At 71.6% G+C, this 19061-nt stretch carries 17 protein-coding genes; 14 read left to right on the top strand and 3 right to left on the bottom strand.

What is annotated here, in order from left to right:
- Positions 1 to 58: 58 nt before the first annotated feature.
- From ACWC2B_RS01870 to ACWC2B_RS01845, 6 genes are all read left to right on the top strand, one after another.
- The gene (locus tag ACWC2B_RS01870) at positions 59 to 1354 is read left to right on the top strand and encodes a glucarate dehydratase family protein (protein ID WP_450714451.1); all 1296 of its coding nucleotides are present in this window, start codon (positions 59 to 61) and stop codon (positions 1352 to 1354) included.
- A 252-nt stretch (positions 1355 to 1606) separates the two neighbouring features.
- Complete coding sequence (locus ACWC2B_RS01865) at positions 1607 to 2656, top strand: carbohydrate kinase family protein (RefSeq protein WP_450714545.1); 1050 nt, start codon at positions 1607 to 1609, stop codon at positions 2654 to 2656.
- A 130-nt stretch (positions 2657 to 2786) separates the two neighbouring features.
- The gene (locus ACWC2B_RS01860; protein ID WP_450714450.1) at positions 2787 to 4907 is read left to right on the top strand and encodes a PhoH family protein; all 2121 of its coding nucleotides are present in this window, start codon (positions 2787 to 2789) and stop codon (positions 4905 to 4907) included.
- Positions 4908 to 4920: 13 nt separating this feature from the next.
- On the top strand, positions 4921 to 5424 hold the full coding sequence (ybeY, locus tag ACWC2B_RS01855) for an rRNA maturation RNase YbeY (protein ID WP_189964126.1): 504 nt from the start codon (positions 4921 to 4923) through the stop codon (positions 5422 to 5424).
- Positions 5421 to 6719 carry a hemolysin family protein gene (locus tag ACWC2B_RS01850; protein ID WP_450714449.1) on the top strand — a complete coding sequence of 433 codons (1299 nt, stop codon included), beginning with the start codon at positions 5421 to 5423 and terminating at the stop codon, positions 6717 to 6719. Before ybeY ends, ACWC2B_RS01850 begins: the two co-directional genes overlap by 4 nt.
- Entirely contained in the window at positions 6716 to 7069 is a 354-nt protein-coding gene (locus ACWC2B_RS01845; protein WP_450714448.1) for an MmcQ/YjbR family DNA-binding protein, read from the top strand. The genes ACWC2B_RS01850 and ACWC2B_RS01845 overlap by 4 nt, the downstream gene beginning before the upstream one ends.
- 4 nt (positions 7070 to 7073) lie before the next feature.
- Here the strand turns inward: ACWC2B_RS01845 and ACWC2B_RS01840 are convergent, their stop codons facing one another.
- Positions 7074 to 8489 carry an MFS transporter gene (locus ACWC2B_RS01840; protein WP_450714447.1) on the bottom strand — a complete coding sequence of 472 codons (1416 nt, stop codon included), beginning with the start codon at positions 8487 to 8489 and terminating at the stop codon, positions 7074 to 7076.
- Between the two features lie 140 nt (positions 8490 to 8629).
- On the opposite strand from ACWC2B_RS01840, the gene ACWC2B_RS01835 reads away from it, so the two are divergent.
- The 8 genes from ACWC2B_RS01835 (at position 8630) to era (ending at position 16296) form a co-directional block, all read left to right on the top strand.
- Positions 8630 to 9451 carry a helix-turn-helix transcriptional regulator gene (locus tag ACWC2B_RS01835; protein ID WP_450714544.1) on the top strand — a complete coding sequence of 274 codons (822 nt, stop codon included), beginning with the start codon at positions 8630 to 8632 and terminating at the stop codon, positions 9449 to 9451.
- Positions 9452 to 9533: 82 nt separating this feature from the next.
- Complete coding sequence (locus ACWC2B_RS01830; protein ID WP_450714446.1) at positions 9534 to 10253, top strand: hypothetical protein; 720 nt, start codon at positions 9534 to 9536, stop codon at positions 10251 to 10253.
- 42 nt (positions 10254 to 10295) lie between these two features.
- Positions 10296 to 10640: a cytidine deaminase gene (locus ACWC2B_RS01825; protein ID WP_344377341.1), complete on the top strand. Its 345-nt coding sequence runs from the start codon at positions 10296 to 10298 to the stop codon at positions 10638 to 10640.
- A 560-nt stretch (positions 10641 to 11200) separates the two neighbouring features.
- The gene (locus tag ACWC2B_RS01820; protein ID WP_450714445.1) at positions 11201 to 11683 is read left to right on the top strand and encodes a hypothetical protein; all 483 of its coding nucleotides are present in this window, start codon (positions 11201 to 11203) and stop codon (positions 11681 to 11683) included.
- Between the two features lie 247 nt (positions 11684 to 11930).
- Positions 11931 to 13250 carry a beta-xylosidase gene (locus ACWC2B_RS01815; protein ID WP_450714444.1) on the top strand — a complete coding sequence of 440 codons (1320 nt, stop codon included), beginning with the start codon at positions 11931 to 11933 and terminating at the stop codon, positions 13248 to 13250.
- 235 nt (positions 13251 to 13485) lie between these two features.
- Positions 13486 to 14433 (top strand): WxL protein peptidoglycan domain-containing protein, encoded by a 948-nt coding sequence (locus tag ACWC2B_RS01810; protein WP_450714443.1) that lies wholly within the window; start codon positions 13486 to 13488, stop codon positions 14431 to 14433.
- 28 nt (positions 14434 to 14461) lie between these two features.
- Positions 14462 to 15247, top strand: coding sequence for a hypothetical protein (locus ACWC2B_RS01805; protein WP_450714442.1), 786 nt, complete (start codon positions 14462 to 14464; stop codon positions 15245 to 15247).
- Positions 15248 to 15342: 95 nt separating this feature from the next.
- Positions 15343 to 16296, top strand: a complete 954-nt coding sequence (gene era / locus ACWC2B_RS01800; RefSeq protein ID WP_450714441.1) for a GTPase Era — start codon at positions 15343 to 15345, stop codon at positions 16294 to 16296.
- Between the two features lie 70 nt (positions 16297 to 16366).
- On the opposite strand, the gene ACWC2B_RS01795 is transcribed toward era, so the two are convergent.
- Positions 16367 to 17821 carry a serine hydrolase domain-containing protein gene (locus ACWC2B_RS01795; RefSeq protein WP_450714440.1) on the bottom strand — a complete coding sequence of 485 codons (1455 nt, stop codon included), beginning with the start codon at positions 17819 to 17821 and terminating at the stop codon, positions 16367 to 16369.
- A gap of 379 nt (positions 17822 to 18200) precedes the next feature.
- On the bottom strand, positions 18201 to 19019 hold the full coding sequence (locus tag ACWC2B_RS01790) for a GNAT family N-acetyltransferase (RefSeq protein ID WP_450714439.1): 819 nt from the start codon (positions 19017 to 19019) through the stop codon (positions 18201 to 18203).
- Positions 19020 to 19061: the final 42 nt, after the last annotated feature.

Raw genomic sequence — 19061 nt, 5'->3', positions numbered from 1 at the left:
CTTATTGATGGACGAGATCTTTATTGATTTCTCTTGATCGCATGAGGAGTGATGGGTCGTGCGCGGACAGCGGATCGCCGAGGTGCGGCTCACCCCCGTCCTCATCTCCGACCCCCCGCTCCTCAACGTCCAGGGTGTGCACCAGCCCTATACGCCCCGCCTGGTCGTCGAGGTCGTCACGGCCGACGGGATCACCGGGCTCGGCGAGACGTACGGCGACACCGCATACCTCGAACTGGCCCGCCCGTTCGCCGAGGCGCTGATCGGGCACGACCTCGCCGACCTCAATGAGATGTTCACGTTGATGAACAAGATCGGGGTGGCTGACTCCCTGGTGGACGACTCGGTCGACGTCGGCGGGCTGCGCGGCGCCCGGACCGCCGACAAGCTGCGCCTGTCCGTCGTCTCCGCGTTCGAGGTGGCCTGCCTGGACGCGCTCGGCAAGGTCCAGGGCGTGCCCGTCCACACCCTGCTCGGCGGCAGGATCCGCGACAGCGTGGAGTACAGCGCCTACCTCTTCTACCGCTGGGCCGAACACCCGGGCGGCGCGGGCGAGAAGGATTCCTGGGGTGCGGCCCTCGACCCCGCCGGGATCGTCGAGCAGGCCCGCCGCTTCGTCCGCGAGCACGGCTTCACCTCCTTCAAGCTCAAGGGCGGTGTCTTCCCGCCCGAGCAGGAGATCGCCGCGATCCGCGCCCTGGCCGCCGCCTTCCCCGGCCACCCGCTCCGGCTCGACCCCAACGGCGGCTGGACGCCCCGGACCTCGCTCGGGGTCGCCGCCGAACTCGCGGACGTACTCGAATACCTGGAGGACCCGGCGCCGGGCACGGCCGCGATGGCCGAGGTGTCCCGGGGCACGGGCGTGCCGCTCGCCACCAACATGTGCGTGACGACGTTCCCCGAGATCCGGCAGGCGTTCCTGACCGACGCCGTCCAGGTGGTCCTGTCCGACCACCACTACTGGGGCGGCCTTCGCAACACACGCGAACTGGCCGCGATCTGCCGGGCGTTCGGGGTGGGCATGTCCATGCACTCCAACACCCACATGGGGATCAGCCTCGCCGCCATGACCCACGTCGCGGCGACCGTCCCCAACCTCGACTACGCCTGCGACACCCACTACCCGTGGCAGACCGAAGACGTGATCACCACCCGGCACGTGTTCCGCGACGGGCGCCTGAAGGTTTCCGACGCCCCCGGACTCGGCGTCGAACTCGACCCCGTCGAACTCGCCCGCCTCCACCGGCGCTGGCTCGACGACGACGGCACCCTGCGCGACCGCGACGACGCGGCCGCGATGCGCCGGGCACCGGAGCACGCGGACTGGACGACTCCGGTGCTGCCGCGCTGGTAGCGGCCCCCGGCGGGCGTACATCGGGCAGACTTGCCAGATCTGTACGCGAACGGAGAGCCCGCCGTGACGACACGATCCAGCAGAGAGCAGCCGCCCCACGAGCCCCAGCGGCCCGGCCCGCAGTCCCCGCCCGAGCGCGGTCACGCGCCCGCCGAATGGCACCGTCCAGCCGGCGCCGACTCCCCGCCCGAGCACCGTCACGCCCCGGGCGCCGAGCCGCGCCGGTCCGCCCGGCTCGACCCGCTCGACGGGCTGCGGGACCCGCGCGATCCGCCCTGCGACGTCTTCCTCACCGGCACGGTCTTCCTCGACATCATCTTCACCGGGCTCGACTCCGCCCCCGTCCGCGGCACCGAGTCCTGGGCGCGCGGCATGGGTTCGAGCCCCGGCGGCGTCGCCAACATGGCCACCGCGCTCGCCCGCCTCGGCCTGCGCACCTCGCTGGCCGCGGCCTTCGGCGACGACCACTACGGCGAGTACTGCTGGGACGCGCTCGAACAGGGCGAGGGCATCGACCTGTCGCTGTCGCGCACCGTGCCCGGCTGGCACTCCCCGGTCACCGTCTCCATGGCGTACGAGGGCGAACGCACGATGGTCAGCCACGGCCACGAGGCGCCCCACGAACTGTCCGCGCCCAACTGCCCGCCCCGCGCCCGGGCCGCCGTCGCCTCCCTGGCGCCGGGACGGCGCGAGGGCTGGATCGCGGACGCGGCACGCTCCGGCGCCCGGGTCTTCGCGGACGTCGGCTGGGACGACACCGGCCGCTGGGACCTGGCGGAGCTCCCCGACCTCGAACACTGCGAGGCGTTCCTGCCCAACGCGGCCGAGGCGATGGCCTACACCCGCACCGACTGCCCGCGCGCGGCGGCCCGCGCCCTGGCCGACAAGGTGCCGCTCGCGGTGGTGACGATGGGGTCCGAGGGCGCGTACGCGGTGGACGGCGCGACGGGCGAGACGGCGGACGTACCGGCCATCGAGGTGGAGGCTCTGGACCCGACCGGAGCGGGTGACGTCTTCGTGGCGGGCTTCGTCACCGGCACCCTGGCCGGGTGGCCCCTCGCGGACCGGCTCGCCTTCGCGGGGCTCACGGCGGCGCTGTCGGTCCAGGAATTCGGGGGCTCGCTGTCGGCGCCGGGATGGGCGGAGATCGCGGGCTGGTGGCAGAAGGTCCGCACCCTGGCCCACCAGGACCCCTCGGCCCTGCGCCGCTACACCTTCCTGACCGACCTCCTCCCGGGCGCCGCCCGCACCTGGCCCCTGAGAAGAGCCGTCCCCACCCTGGGCTTCCGCCACCCGGTCTGACCTCCGGCCAGGAGCAGGGTGGAAAACCCCTCGGACGCCCGCGCGGCAAGTCGTACGCTTGGTAATCCAGAGGCTCTCGATCAGCGAGAACCCTGCAACGGGAGGTATGCGCAGGCCACAGAGCCGGCCCATGACTCACACACCCACACACCCGCAGGCGCACGCCCAGATCACCATCCCGGCCAAGCACCCCATGGTGACCATCCTGGGTTCGAGCGACTCCCTGCTGCGCGTGATCGAGAAGGCCTTCCCGTCGGCCGACATACACGTACGGGGCAATGTGATCAGCGCCGTGGGGGACGCGACGGAAGTCGCCCTCATTCAGCGGCTGTTCGACGAGATGATGCTGGTGCTCCGCACCGGACAGTCGATGACGGAGGACGCAGTGGAACGCTCGATCGCCATGCTCCGGGCCAATGGCAGTGCCAACGGCAACGGAGCCAATGGGGACGGACACCGCGAGACACCCGCCGAGGTGCTCACGCAGAACATCCTCTCCAGCCGCGGCCGCACCATCCGCCCCAAGACCCTCAACCAGAAGCGGTACGTCGACGCGATCGACAAGCACACGATCGTCTTCGGCATCGGCCCCGCCGGTACCGGCAAGACCTATCTCGCCATGGCCAAGGCGGTCCAGGCCCTGCAGTCCAAGCAGGTCACCCGGATCATCCTGACCAGACCGGCCGTGGAGGCCGGAGAGCGCCTGGGCTTCCTGCCCGGCACGCTCTACGAGAAGATCGACCCGTACCTGCGCCCGCTGTACGACGCCCTGCACGACATGCTCGACCCGGACTCGATCCCGCGCCTGATGGCGGCGGGCACGATCGAGGTGGCGCCGCTGGCGTACATGCGGGGTCGTGCGCACCCGACGTTCACGAACGTCCTCACGCCGGACGGCTGGCGCCCCATCGGGGACCTTCAGGTGGGCGACCTGGTCATGGGCTCGAACGGTGAGCCGACCCCGGTACTCGGTGTCTACCCGCAGGGTGAGAAGGACATCTATCGCGTCTCGGCCCAGGACGGTTCGTGGACGCTGTGCTGCGGCGAGCACCTGTGGACGGTCAGGACACGCGACGACAAGCGCCGCGACAAGCCGTGGCGGGTCCTGGAGACCCAGGAGATGATCGGCAACCTGCGGGCGGCCCACGCCCGACGGTTCGAGTTGCCGATGCTCACCGCTCCGGTCAGCTTCCCGGAGCGCGAAGTACCCATGGACCCCTATGCGCTGGGTCTGCTCCTCGGTGACGGTTGCCTGACGGGATCCACCACCCCGTCCTTCGCCACCGAGGACGCCGAACTCGCTCAGGCGTTGGAGGCTGCCCTCCCGGGAGTCTCCGTCCGGCACAAGGGCGGCCCCGACTACGTTCTCAACAGGGTGAAGTCGCCCGGCGACGTGGTGACCCTGGAGAACCCGGTGACCGGCATGCTGCGAGAGCTGGACCTCGTCGGCACGCGCTCGCACTCCAAGTTCGTGCCGAACGACTACCTGTACAACACGGCAGAGGTCCGCCTTGCTGTGCTCCAGGGCCTCCTCGACTCCGACGGCGGTCCGGTCAGGCAGAACGACCGCACCTGCCGCATCCAGTACTCGACCGCGTCGATCATCCTGCGGGACGACGTCATCGCGCTTGTCCAGTCGCTGGGCGGTGTCGCCTACACCCGGCGCCGACCGGCCGAGGGGCGGAAGCGGGGCAGCGCCCCGGCCGCCCACCGATACGACTCCCACGTCGTCGACATCCGTCTCCCTGAAGGCATCGAGCCCTTCCGCCTCACCCGCAAGCGCGACACGTACCACGCGGCGGGAGGCGGCGGACGCCCCATGCGTTTCATCGACAGCATCGAGCCCGCAGGCCGCGAGGAGGCGGTCTGCATCCAGGTGGCCGCCGAGGACTCGCTGTACGTGACGCAGGACTACCTGCTGACGCACAACACGCTCAACGACGCGTTCATCATCCTCGACGAGGCGCAGAACACCAGCGCCGAGCAGATGAAGATGTTCCTGACCAGGCTCGGCTTCGACTCGAAGATCGTCATCACGGGTGACATCACCCAGGTCGACCTTCCGGGCGGCACGAAGAGCGGTCTGCGTCAGGTCCAGGACATCCTGGACGGCGTCGACGACGTGCACTTCTCCCGGCTCACCTCGCAGGATGTCGTACGGCACAAGCTCGTCGGCCGTATCGTCGACGCGTACGAGCAGTACGACAGCCGGCAGGACCAGAACGGTCACGGCGGCCGAAACGGGAAGTAGAGCAGAGCGCACCATGTCGATCGACGTCAACAACGAGTCCGGAACCGAGGTCGACGAGCAGGCGATCCTCGACATCGCCCGCTACGCCCTCACGCGGATGCGGATCCACCCGCTCTCCGAGCTGTCGGTGATCGTCGTGGACGCCGAGGCCATGGAGCAGCTGCACATCCAGTGGATGGACCTGCCGGGCCCGACCGATGTCATGTCCTTCCCGATGGACGAGCTGCGGCCGCCGGCGAAGGACGATGACGCGGCGGAGCCCCCGCAGGGCCTCCTCGGTGACATCGTGCTGTGCCCCGAGGTCGCCAAGAAGCAGGGCGAGGACGCCGAGACGCAGCACTCCATGGACGAGGAGCTCCAGCTCCTCACCGTCCACGGGGTGCTGCACCTGCTCGGCTACGACCACGAGGAGCCGGACGAGAAGGCCGAGATGTTCGGCCTCCAGGCGGCGATCGTGGACGGCTGGCGCGCGGAGAAGGGCCTGACCGGCCCCTCCCCGGCGCCGACCGTCTCATGACCGGCCAACTGATCGCGGGCGCCGTCGCGCTGGTCGTCGTCGCCTGGCTGGCGGCCTGCGCCGAGGCCGGCATCGCCCGTACGTCCTCCTTCCGCGCGGAGGAGGCCGTACGAACCGGCCGGCGCGGCAGCGCCAAGCTCGCCCAGATCGCCTCCGACCCGACGCGCTACCTGAACGTGGCGCTGCTCGTGCGGGTCGCCTGCGAGATGGCCGCCGGGGTCCTCGTCACCTACGTCTGCCTCGACGAGTTCGGCGAGACCTGGGCCGCGCTGCTCGTCGCCATCGGCGTGATGGTGCTCGTCTCCTACGTCGCCGTCGGCGTCTCGCCCCGCACCATCGGCCGCCAGCACCCGCTGAACACCGCGACGGCAGCGGCGTACGTGCTGCTGCCGCTGGCCAGGGTCATGGGGCCGATCCCGCAGCTCCTGATCCTGCTCGGCAACGCGCTCACTCCCGGAAAGGGCTTCCGCAAGGGGCCGTTCGCGTCCGAGGCCGAGCTGCGGGCGATGGTCGACCTCGCCGAGCAGGAGTCGCTGATCGAGGACGACGAGCGCCGGATGGTGCACTCGGTGTTCGAACTGGGCGACACCCTGGTGCGCGAGGTCATGGTGCCGCGCACCGACCTCGTCTGCATCGAGCGGTACAAGACGATCCGCCAGGCGCTCACCCTCGCCCTGCGCTCGGGTTTCTCGCGGATCCCGGTGACCGGCGAGAACGAGGACGACATCGTCGGGATCGTGTACCTGAAGGACCTGGTGCGCAAGACGCACATCAACCGGGACTCCGAGGCCGATCTCGTCTCCACCGCCATGCGGCCCGCGGCCTTCGTGCCCGACACCAAGAACGCCGGTGACCTGCTGCGCGAGATGCAGCAGCAGCGCAGCCACGTCGCGGTCGTCATCGACGAGTACGGCGGCACCGCGGGCATCGTCACCATCGAGGACATCCTGGAGGAGATCGTCGGTGAGATCACCGACGAGTACGACCGCGAACTCCCGCCGGTCACCGAGCTCGCGGACGGCTGCTTCCGGGTGACCGCCCGGCTCGACATCGGCGACCTGGGCGAGCTGTTCGGCTTCGACGAGTTCGACGACGAGGACGTGGAGACGGTGGGCGGGCTGCTCGCCAAGTCGCTCGGCCGGGTGCCGATCGCGGGCGCCTCCGCCGTGGTGGAACTGCCCGACGCACGAAGGCTGCGGCTCACCGCCGAGTCCCCGGCCGGCCGCCGCAACAAGATCGTCACCGTGCTCGTGGAGCCGACCGGGAACGACGACAAGAAGGGGAGCGCGGAGTGACACCGAAGCAACTGAGGGCGTTCTGCCTGGAGTTCAACGCCGTGACGGAGGAGTTCCCGTTCAACCCGGAGACCTCCGTCTTCAAGGTGCTCGGCAAGGTGTTCGCGCTCACCGCGCTCGACGGGAAGCCGCTCACCGTCAACCTCAAGTGCGACCCGGACGACGCGGTCCGGCTGCGCGAGGAGTACACCGCGATCGTGCCGGGCTGGCACATGAACAAGCGGCACTGGAACACCGTGAACGTGGCCGAGCTCCCGGACCGGCTGGTCCGGGAGCTCATCGAGGACTCGTACGACCTGGTGGTCGCCGGTCTGCCGAAGGCCGAGCGGCTCCGGCTCGACCGGGCCTGACCACTCAAGCCCGCGCGCGGGCGCGCAGGCCGAGGCCGATCAGGGTGGCCGCCGCGATCACGATCACCGCGTCGATCGCGAGCACGGTGCGCACCCCGTCGAACAGGGAGGCCTGCGTGGTGGCGAGCACGCCGAGCAGCGGGATGCCGACGGTCAGGCCGACCTGCTGGGTGGTGGTGACCAGGCCGGTCGCCAGGCCCTGCTCCTCGTCGGGGACGCCGCTGGTCACGGTCACGCCGTACGAGATGATCGCGCCGAGGTGGCACATGCTGGCCAGCGAGACGGCGACGGTCGCGAGCAGGGCGCCCGACCCGCTGCCGAGGCCCAGCAGGGCGGCGATGAAGACGCCCTGGCCGAGCAGCGAGCCGACCAGGACCCGCCGGGCGCCGAAGCGGCCGATGAACCGGGCGGCGTACGCACCGGCGACGGCCGAGGCGACGCCCTGGATGCCGAAGATCAGGCCGGTCTCGAAGGACGAGAGCCCCAGGGTCTCCTGGAGGTAGAGGGTCAGTACGAAGACGACCGCGGACATCATCGAGAAGGTGACCAGGCCGCCCAGGTTGCCCCAGGCCACCGTGCGGCGCTTCAGCATCGGCAGGGAGACCAGCGGGGCCGAGGCCTTCGACTCGACGATCACGAAGCCGACAAGCAGCGCGAGGCCCACGATCAGGGTGCCCCACACGTCCGCGCCGCCGAAGCCGCGCTGGGCCGCCGTCGACAGGGCGTAGATCACCGCGAGCAGACCGCCGGTGACGGTGACGGCGCCGGGCACGTCCAGGCGCGGCCGCTCCGGGGTACGGGACTCGGGCAGCAGACCGGGGGCGAGGGCCAGCACGATCGCCGCGAACGCCACGAGCAGACCCATCGTCGAGCGCCAGCCCAGGGTGTCGGTCATGACGCCGCCGAGCACCATGCCGGTGGTGTAGCCGAGCGACAGCAGGGTGCCGGAGATCCCCAGCGCCTTGTCGCGCAGCGGGCCCTCGGGGAACGTCGTGGTCAGCAGGGACATGCCGGTCGGCACGATGACGGCCGCCCCCAGGCCCTGCAGCGCACGCCCGGCCAGGAAGGCCGCCGGGTTCCAGGCGAGGGTGGCGAGCAGCGAGGCCGCGCCGAACAGGGCGAGTCCGGCCAGGAACAGCTTCTTGCGGCCGAAGAGGTCGGCGATACGGCCGAACAGGAGCAGGAAGCCGCCCGAGGGCAGGGCGAACGCGGTGACCGCCCACTGCAGCGCGGACTGGCTCAGGCCCAGGTCCTTGCCGAGCGCGGGCAGCGCCACGTTCAGTACGGAGAAGTCGAGCGCCACCATGAACTGGGCGGCGCAGAGCACGAAAAGGACCAGCTTGGCCCGGCCGGTCAGCCGGTCCTCTACGGGGGCCGCCGTGTGCGGCCCGGTGATTGTCGTCTGTGTATCGATCGCCATGGCCACTACCTTCGCGGCCCGGGAATGCCCGTGGAGAGTGGGAACTTATCCTGTTGGTGGCACCACCAGGCAGCCGACAGGGGGAGTTCGTGGCTACACCGATCGACAAGCACCGACGCAGCGAGCTGCGCGAGTTCCTGATGAGCAGGCGGGCCAGGATCACCCCCACGCAGGCCGGGCTGCCCGACGGCGGGGCCCGCCGCCGCACCCCCGGCCTTCGCCGCGAGGAGGTCGCCGTGCTCGCCGGGGTCGGGGTGTCCTGGTACCAGTGGCTTGAGCAGGGCCGCGACATCACGGTGTCCCCGCAGGTGCTCGACTCGGTGGGCCGGGTCCTCCAGCTGACCAGCGCCGAGCGCCGCCACCTGTACGTCCTGGCCGGGCTCAACCCGCCGGCGCCCGAGGTCGACCCGGCGAACGTCGACATGTGCCACGGGCTTCAGCGCCTGATCGACGCCTGGATGCCGTTCCCCGCGCACATCATGGACGCGTACTGGAACACGGTGATGTACAACGACGCGGCCGCGCTGGTGCTCGGGATGCGCCCGGAGATCGTGCAGAACTGTCTGCTCGCCTTCTTCACCGACCCCATCTACCGGGCCCGCGCCAAGCGTTGGGACGAGATCGCCTGCACCGTCGTCGCCCAGTTCCGGGCGGCCTGCTCGGAGCGGCCCGACGACGAGGGGTTCCAGGCGGTCGTCGAACAGGCCAAGGAGCTGAGCCCGGAGTTCGTGGAGCTGTGGGAGCGGCGCGACGTCCAGCCCGGCGGGCTGCTCCGCAAGGAGATGGAGCACCCGGTCGTCGGCGCGCTGCACGTCGAGTCGACCCAGCTGCGCGTCCCGGCCCGCCCGGACCTGGTCATCGTGCTGCACACCCCGCTTCCGAACACGGACACCGCGGAGAAGCTGGAGTGGCTGACGTCGCCGGAGGGGCGGCGGGGGTCGATGTATCCGATCGCGGGGTGAGGCCCTGGGGAAGGGGGGCGGCGCGCCGTCGCATAAGGTCGGCGCGCACCTACACCTTTCGTTTCCCGTGGGGGGATCACACATGTCCGTCTCCATCTCTGTCAGACGCACCGCCGCCGTGGCCCTGGCCGCCTCGTCCCTGCTGTTCGCCGCCGCGTGCGGGGGGTCGGACAGCAAGAGCGACAAGCCCGCCGAGAAGGACACCACCGCGTCCGTTGCACCCTCGGCGGCCGCCCGGGCCGGCGCGGCGAAGTCCGTCACCGAGGCCCAGCTGAAGGCGGCCCTGCTGGCCGCGAACGAGGTCCCGGCGGGCTGGAAGACCGACCCGGGGGCAGGCGACAGCGTGGGCAAGGCCGAGGACCGTGACTGCCAGAAGTTCCTGGACCTCATGCAGAGCCAGCCCGCCGCGCTGGGTGCGACCGCCCGGCAGACCAGCAACTTCGACCACGGCGGTCAGCAGGTCTTCGGCTTCGGTGCGGACAAGGCCGCCGGATACCTCAACGGTTTCGACGCGACCGTCGCCAAGTGCGCGTCCTTCACTGTCAACATGGACGGTGAGAAGGCGCCCGCCACCGTCAAGCCGCTCACCGTGGACAAGGCTGGTGACGAGGCCCACGGCTACGAGCTGGTCATCGACACCGGTGCGGTGAAGATGAGCTTCGACACCTACGTGGTCCGCAAGGGCGCCGCGCTGAGCACGTTCTCGGCGACGACCAAGCAGCCGGGCGCCGCCCCGTCGGCCGACTTCAAGACCGTCACCGCCACCGTCGCCAAGAAGCTGGACCAGGCGATCAAGGGCTGAGCCCCCGCGGCCTCGGGGCCCGGCACTCCTTATGCTCGGGGCATGACTCAGAGCACCGAACTCGACCCCGAGGACCGCAAGATCATCACGCTCGCGCGCAGCGCCCGGGCCCGCAACGGCGTGGCCGAGGGCGCTGCCGTGCGCGACGAGACCGGCCGGACCTACGTCGCCGGAACGGTCGAGCTCGCCTCCCTGAAGCTGTCCGCCCTCCAGACGGCCGTCGCGATGGCCGTGGCCAGCGGAGCGAAGTCCCTGGAGGCGGCGGCCGTGGTGACGGAGGCGTCCCGCCCTGCGGAGGCGGACCTGTCAGCGGTACGAGACCTGGGCGGCCCCGAGACCCCCGTACTGCTGGCGGGCCCCGACGGGGAAGTACGGGCGAGAGCCTGACGGAGCTGGTTCGCGCAGTTCCCCGCGCCCCAAAAACCCGCGTTCGGCCGAGGGCCGGTGGGGGCTGGTCGCGCGGTTCCCCGCGCCCCTGAAGGACCCGCTTTCGGCCGCGGCCGGGTGGGGGTTGCTCGCGCGGTTCCCCGCGCCCCTTCGGGGCGCTGAACAGCCCAGGACTGACCGTCCTCAACTCCGGCGTGCCGGGCCACCTACAGGGGTGCGGGGCTGTGACATGTGCGGCTCCGCCGCGTGGCGCAAACTCCCCCGCCCCACCCACCCCGACAAGAATCAAGGCGATGCCCCTTGCAATCCCACGCGCCCCGCGCATCAATGGACGACAGTCGATCCGACGGTCCGTCAGATTCGCGGGCGGTCGGCACGGGGTGCAGAGCCGCAGCCCCGGGCCGGAGTCGGATGCGCTCCCTCCGCGCAGTTGCCGCAGCCCCCGCAGAGCCATGCCCGCACGCCCGCGCATCCGTGCGCGCGGGCCGGCGGGGGCCGCTGCGCGGTCGTGTGCCGATGACGCGGCAGACGATCAACTCCCTGTAACGGGAAGGGGAATCATGCGTAAGAGCACCAGACCGGTCGCGCGGGCCGCACTCGCGCTGGGGGCGGTGGCCGTGGCGGGCCTCGCCTTCGCGCCGAGCGCGGCCGCCGTCTCACCGGGCTCGGCGACCGCCACGTACGACTGCGGGACCTGGGGCGGTGGCGGTGCCACGCTCACCGCGACCCAGAGCGGTACGGCCGCGACCATCACGCTGACCTCGGCCGTCACCACGCCGGTCGCCGTCGGCGCCAACCAGATCAGCGCGAACCTGACCCTCGCCAAGGGCGCCGGCGGTACCACGGTGTTCAGCGGCCAGGCCAACCCCGCCCTGAACGCGGGCGACCCGGTCACGATCGGCCCGCTGAACGGAACCGTCGCCTCCGGTGACGGCCTCGACTCGTACTTCGCCGGCACCGCCCTGTCGATGACGATCTTCGGGATCTCGGTGAACTGCGACGCGACGACCTCGCAGGCGCCGGGCCCGTTCGTCTTCGACTGATCCGCGCACCAGAAGTAAGGCGCACCACGCACCCCGCAGAACGAGCCGGTGCCGTCCCGGGCGGCGCCGGCTTTCGTGTGGTCCGACATGCTCAAGTGGCGTGAAATGCCGGGATCTTGACAGTATCTGATGGGTCATCAGTTGATGCGGCGGGATGGCATTGACTTCTTTTCGCCCCCAGCCGTCAATGGCCCCCTGCAGGCGCAGCCGAGCCGCGCTGTGCCACTTCAGGAAGGGGGGCACGCCCATGTCGGAACGTCGAAGACGGCGTCTGGCCGCCGTATTGGGGGCGGTCGCACTCGCCGCGGGAACCGGCGCGCTCGCCGCACCCGCGAGCGCCCTGGCCGCGACGCCCGTCGACTTCGCCACGCACTGCATCCCGCCGGCCATCGCCGGAATCCCGCCGATCGACGGCACCACGAACGCGACCGTCACCGTCGACAACGCGGCACCCAAGGTCGGCGACAAGGTCACCGTCACCTACACGGTGAACAAGCCCGCCGCCAGCAACCCGGTCGACATCGCCCTGCCCGCCGACATCATGACCCCGACCGGAAAGGTCGTCCTCGCGGGCGCCCAGACCGGCACCGTGGACGTGGCGGGCCCGAAGAAGAACGACCCGGTGCCCGGCAAGGGCGCGTTCCCGGCGTTCTCCATGAGCGGCAGCTTCACCGCCACCAAGGCCGGCGCGATCACCCTGTCGCCCGGCGACTACAACATCCACACCAGCTACGTCATGGAGCTGGACACACCCTGCACCGTCACCAACCCGCCCGCCCCCGTCTCCGGGACGGTCAACGCCACGGACGGCGGCGGACAGGTCAACCAGCGCGCGATCACGGCCGACCCGGCCTCGGGCAACGCCGGTGACCGCACGACGGTGACCGGGTCCAAGTTCACCCCCGACGCGGACATCACCGTCGCGGGCTGGAACGGCACCGCCACCACCGCCGACAAGATCACCTTCAAGTCGGACGCCAACGGCGGCTTCACCGCCCGGCCGGCGATCAAGGACCCGGCGACCACCGGGATCGTGGCCTACGAAGGAGCGGCCTGGGACCCGGCGAAGGGCGCGGGCCCCGTGGCGTACAAGGTCAACGGCGGACCCCCGCCGACCGGACCGGGCCAGAAGCTCAACGCGGCCGTGACCGCGGGCACGCTCGCGATGTCCCAGGCCGGCGACAGCGTCGACCTCAAGGCGGTCGACTTCGGCAAGGGCGGCGCCTCCACCGGCGATCTCAAGACGGTGACGGTCCAGGACTTCCGCGGCGGCCCCGCGGGCTGGTCCCTGACCGGCAAGGTCACCAACTTCACCGGCCCCGGCGGCTCCATCGACGCGGGCAAGCTCAGCTGGACCCCGGCCTGCGCCACCAAGCCCGGCTCCCCGTCCGTGTGCGCCGCGGGCTCGGCCGGCAGCGTGGGCAGCGCGGGCGCGACCCTCGCCTCCACCCCGAACGCGGCGCTCACCGGCGGCGAGTTCACCGTGGACGCGAAGCTCTCGCTGGACGTGCCGGCGTTCACCGCGCCCGGCGCCTACAGCGGCGTACTGACCCTCACCCTCACCTGAGCGCTCCGCGGGAAGTGGAGTGCGTCGTCCGCAGGCCGGCGGGGGCTGGGCGCGCAGTTCCCCGCGCCCCTTCAGGGCGGTGCAACGCACCCGACTTCCACAAGACCGCTTAGACCCTGCCCGGCGGATCCGGTCGCCCGCGACCCGGACGAGATCCGCCGCACAGGCCCTGAACGTCCATCCGTGGGCCGGGCGCGCACCCGGCCGGCCCACCCGTCCCCGGGGGTCCCGCACCGTGCGCAAGCTGTCCGCACTCCTTCTGGCTACCGTGCTCGCCCTGCTCGCCGCGCCCGCGGCCCGCGCCGCCGACAACGGCGACTGGTCCGTCTTCCCCGCCTCGTCCGGCGCCGCCCAGCGCCCGTACTTCTACCTCTCCGCCGACCCCGGCACCACCCTCGACGACAAGGTGACCGTCACCAACAAGACCGCGGCGCCGCTGACCTTCCGGCTGTACGGGGCCGACGCCTACAACACCGAGCGCGACGGCGGGTTCGCCGTGCGCACCGAGAAGGAGCGGCAGACCGGGGTGGGGGCCTGGGCCAAGCCCGCCCAGAGCGTGATCACCGTCCCGGCCCGGTCCTCGCTCACCGTGCCCTTCACGCTCGCCGTGCCGCCCGACGCCGAACCCGGCGACCACGTCGGCGCCCTGGTCGCCCTCGACGACCGCGTCGCGCCGGGGCGGGCCGCCGACGGCAAGGTCGCCGTCGGCATCCAGCAGGCCGTGGGCGCCCGGGTCTACCTCCGCGTCGGCGGCCCCACCGTCCCCGCCCTCGCCGTCGAGCACGTCTCGCTCGCCCAGCACCGGCCGCTGGTCCCCGGCACCGGGGAGAGCCGCACCGACATCACGTACACCCTGCACAACCGCGGCAACGTGACCCTGAACCCGAAGGTCGACCTGAGCGCGACCGGACTCTTCGGCCGTACGCTGCTCAGCCGCGGGCTGACCAAGGTCCCCTCCGAACTGCTCCCGGGACAGCAGGTCACGCTCACCGAGGCATGGCACGGGGCGCCCCAACTCGACTGGGGCGACGTCGAGTTGACCGCCAGCGCGAAGGACGCGCGGGGCTCGGCGGCGGCCTCCTTCCTGGCCCTGCCCTGGCTCGCCGCGGGGGTCCTCGCCGCCGCCGCCCTCGCCTTGGTCGCCCAGCGGATGGTGCGCCGTCGTATCGTGGCCCGGTCATGACACGTACGGCAGGTGAGGGGCAACCGTCATGCGGACGGGGCGCAGGGAAAAGCTGACGGGGTACGCGGCGGTGCTGGCGGCGCTGGTCACGGTCGCGGGATGCGGCGGCTCGGACGACGCGGCGTCGGACAAGGCCGCGCCCGCCCGGAGCGACGCCAAGCCCGCCGTCGGGGGCAAGCCGTTCACCCAGGCCCAGACCGAGGCGGCACTGCTCACCGCGCAGGACGTCGGCGCGGGCTGGGCCGAGGACGCGGAACCGGCGGACAGCCCCTCCGAGGACGTCGGCGGGGGCGACAACTCGGACGTGGGCGCCGAGGGGGGCACCCAGAGCACCAACAACGCGCAGTGCGACACGTACATGGAGACGTGGAACGGGCCCAAGGAGGGGCAGGACGCGGCGAGCTCTACCCGCGACTACGCGAAGGCGTCCGGCACCGAGCACCTCACTTTCCGGGTCGTCGCCTATCCCTCCGCCGAGGAGGCCGCCAAGGCGGTCGCGGCCGCCCGCGCCCTGCCCGCCGCCTGCGACGGGGGCTCGCTCGACTTCAACTGGGGCGGGCCCGAGAAGAGCGAGGTCAAGCCGGAGAGCGTGGCGAAGCTGGGGGACGAGTCGGTGGGGATGCGGGTGACGGCGCCGCTCGCGTCGGTGCCGGGCACCGAGCTCCATATGCAGGTCCTCTCGGTTCGCGAGGGAGCGAACGTCTCGACGGTCACCTTCGCCGCCCAGAACCCGGCGGACCCGGCCCTGCTCCCCGCCCTCCTGACGAAGGCCGCGACCCGCCTCCACACGGTGGCCCAGGGCGCGACGCCCTAGCCGGACAGGGCCCGGGACGCGGTTCCGGGCCCCGCGCGGGGCCCGTTTCCGGCGGGCTGGGCGGCGGGGGTCCCGGGATCGGGGAGAATGGCGGCATGAGCGCTCGTACCCCTGCCGCTGACACCGCCGCCGAACCCACCCACCGGGCCGGCTTCGCCTGCTTCGTCGGCCGCCCCAACGCGGGCAAGTCCACCCTCACGAACGCTCTGGTCGGGCAGAAGGTGGCCATCACCTCCAACCGCCCGCAGACCACCCGGCACACCGTGCGCGGCATCGTGCACCGCCCGGACGCCCAGCTGATCCTGGTGGACACCCCCGGCCTCCACAAGCCGCGCACCCTGCTCGGCGAGCGCCTCAACGACGTGGTCCGCACCACGTGGGCCGAGGTCGACGTGATCGGCTTCTGCCTGCCCGCCGACCAGAAGCTCGGCCCCGGCGACAAGTTCATCGCCAAGGAACTCGCCGGGATCAAGAAGACCCCCAAGATCGCGATCATCACCAAGACCGACCTGGTCGACTCCAAGACGCTCGCCGAACAGCTCATCGCCGTCGACCAGCTCTCCAAGGAGCTCGGCTTCGAGTGGGCGCAGATCGTGCCCGTCTCGGCGGTCGGCGACAAGCAGGTCCAGCTCGTGGCCGACCTGCTCATCCCGATGCTGCCCAAGAGCCCGCCGCTCTACCCCGAGGGCGACCTCACCGACGAGCCCGAGCAGGTCATGGTCGCCGAGCTGATCCGCGAGGCCGCCCTCGAAGGCGTACGGGACGAGCTGCCGCACTCCATCGCCGTCGTCGTGGAGGAAATGATTCCGCGCGAGGACCGGCCCGCGGACAAGCCGCTCCTGGACATCCACGCCAACGTCTACATCGAGCGCCCCAGCCAGAAGGGCATCATCATCGGCCCCAAGGGCAAGCGCCTGAAGGAGGTCGGCATGAAGTCCCGCAAGCACATCGAGGCACTGCTGGGCACCCCGGTCTTCCTCGACCTCCACGTCAAGGTCGCCAAGGACTGGCAGCGCGACCCCAAGCAGCTCCGCAAGCTGGGGTTCTGAGACATATCGACGTACACGACGACCCCCGCCGAGGCCCTGCCCGGCGGGGGTCGTCGCGCAGCGGCGGGGGTTACGACACCTTCGGCGCGCAGCGCATGCCGATGTAGCAGACGCCCGTACCGTCCTGGAGCTCGGAAAAGACCACCGGCATCCAGTCCGCGCTGTACGCGCCGGAGCCCGCGCCCGCGAACACCTTGTCCGTGACGGCGACGAGGTCCATCTCCAGCGGCGGCGAGAAGTCCTTCATGCCGCCGACGAACTCGTACACCAGGTGCGGCTTGCCGTCCTCCTTCTCGGAGACGGTGATGAGGACGCCCTCGCGCTCGTACGTGCCGGTGAGCGGCGCGAAGTCCACCGCGACCGGCTGGGCGGGCGGCTCGAACGGCGCGGGCATCCGCACGCCTGCCAGCTCGCCGAGGAGGTCGGCGAAGAGCTCCTCGTAGAGGCGGCGCGCGTCGCCGCCGTTGGTCAGGAGCACCACCGCGACCCCGGCGCTCGGCACCACGCGCAGGAAGCCGTACTGGCCGATGGAGGCGCCGTCGTGGCCGAAGCCCGTGATGCCGTTCCAGTCGTAGAGGGTCCAGCCCAGGCCCCAGCCGTCCGCGTGGACCGTCCACTTGTCGGGGGAGTCGACCTCGCGGGTCTGCATCGCGGTGACGCTGCCCGGGGCCAGCAGCCGGGTCCCGTCGGGGGCGGTGCCGCCCGCCAGGTGCATCCGGGCGAGCCGGGCGACGTCGCCGGCGCTGGCGATCACCCGGCCGTAGGGGCCCGCCGAGCGCGGCATCATGTCCCAGGCCGGTGCCGGGGCGGGGTCCTCGCCGTACTCGCCGAGGTGTCCCATCGCGGCCCGGAACGCGAGCGCCTCCTCGGGCAGCGTCATCGTGTGGGTCACGCCGAGCGGGGTGAGCAGCAGGTCCTTGAGCGCCTGGTCCCAGGTCGTGCCGGTGAGCACCTCGATGATGCGGCCGAGCACGTTGAAGCCGAGGCTGCTGTACGAGCAGGCACTGCCGGGCGGGCAGTCCAGGGCGACCCCCTTGGCGGCGTCGACGTACAGCTCAAGGCAGTCGTCACCGCGGCCGGAGTCGAAGGTGAAGTCGCAGGTGAGGCCGCTGGTGTGGGAAAGGAGCTGCCGGGGGGTGATGGTCCGGCTCGCCTCCTCGTCGGCGACGGTGAAGCCCGGCAGCACCTCGCGGACGGGCGCGTCCAGGTCCAGCTTGCCGGCGTCGACGAGCTGCATGACCAAGGTCGCGGTGTACGTCTTCGCCAGGGAGCCGAGCTGGAAGACCGAGTCGGTGGTGGCCTCCACGCCGGTGCCGGTGTGCAGTATCCCGCTCGCCAGCTCGTGGACCTTGTCGTGGGCGAGCACGGCGAGGGAGGCGCCGGGCACGTGGTGGGTCTGGCGCAGCCGGTCGAGCTTGGCCTGCCACTGGTCGAGATGGAGGCGCTCGCCGCCGGAGCCGGTGGTGCCCCACTCGCCCTCGGCCCGCCAGTTCCCCCGCTCGTCCCAGCTCACGTTCTTCGACATCGTTTTCCCTCCCAGAACGCGTACGACGTGCTCCCGCTGCGACGCCGTACGCAGATGATCATGTGTGCGCAAGGGTGCACGCTGCATGCACCCCGCGTGAAGCCCGCCCCCGGCGGGGCATGACGGGGCGGGCGGCCCGGACGGCCCGGTGAAAGCGGGTGGTCCTCCCGTTTTCGATCCCATCAAGATCAAACTCAATCATGCCAAGTCGCTTCCGCCGAAGGCGGGTTGAGCAGGTGAACACCCGATGGCCGGAATCTTCCCTTCCGCGGCGGCCGCCCCCCCCGGAGTGTTCGGGTCATCCGCCGTGCATGGCGATGTCCCGGCGCGCGGGGCGGCCGGAATCGGCCGAACGGCTTTCAGCGGCCCCCACCTGCCGTCACGCGTCGGCCGGTTCGGCGATCAGGGCCGTGCCCGCCGGGCGGAACCCCAAGGTCGCGTACATCCGGGCCACGTCGGCGTCGCCCGCCGACAGGAACACCGTCGCCGCCCCCCGTCCCCGCGCGTCGGCGACCAGCGCCGCGGTGACCGCGCGACCGAGGCCCCTGCGCCGTGCGGCGGGCAGGGTGCCCACCCCGACGATCTCGGTGACCGGGCCCACCGGGTTGTGCATCCCGGAGCAGAGCGGCAGCCCGTCCTCGATCGCCGCCGCCATCGCGCTGAGGCCCGCCCGGATCCGCTCGGCGACCTGTCCGGCCCGGCCGTCACCCGCGCGGGCGGTGATCTCGGCGGCCAGCTCGGCCGGGCCCGCCGGGCCGACTCCCGTGCCGGGCGCGGAGAAGGCGAGGTGGGGTACGACCAGGGCCGCGTGCAGCAGCGGATCGGCCGGGCCGAGGACCCGCACCAGAGGGTGCGGCTCGGCGGCGGGCGCCTCGGGGGCCAGCACCATCAGCGGGTGCTCGTGCACCGCGAGGCCCGACTCCTCGACCGCCGCGCGCAGCCCGGGGCTCACCTCGGCGACCCACTCGAAGGCCTCAGGGGCACCCAGCTCGCGCTGGCGGGCCCGTACCTTGTCGACATCGGCGGCCGTCACGGGCCCGGCGTGGCCGAGGGTGGGCCGTGCGTAGTAGTGCCATCCCGCGCCCTCGCGGACGAAGAGGGTCAGCGGACCGAAGTCCTCCGCGCGGGCCGAACTCCTGGGCGCCGCATCGTAGTAGCGCTCAAGGTCATCCAGCTGGGTGCGGGCAGGCAGGCTCATGGTGTGCATCAAAGCAGCCGTCCAGCCGCCCCGCACCCGGGT

This window comes from Streptomyces sp. NPDC001415 (assembly GCF_053597395.1).
The sequence above is the reverse complement of the archived record's forward strand: the minus strand, read 5'-3'. Positions and strand labels throughout refer to the sequence as shown.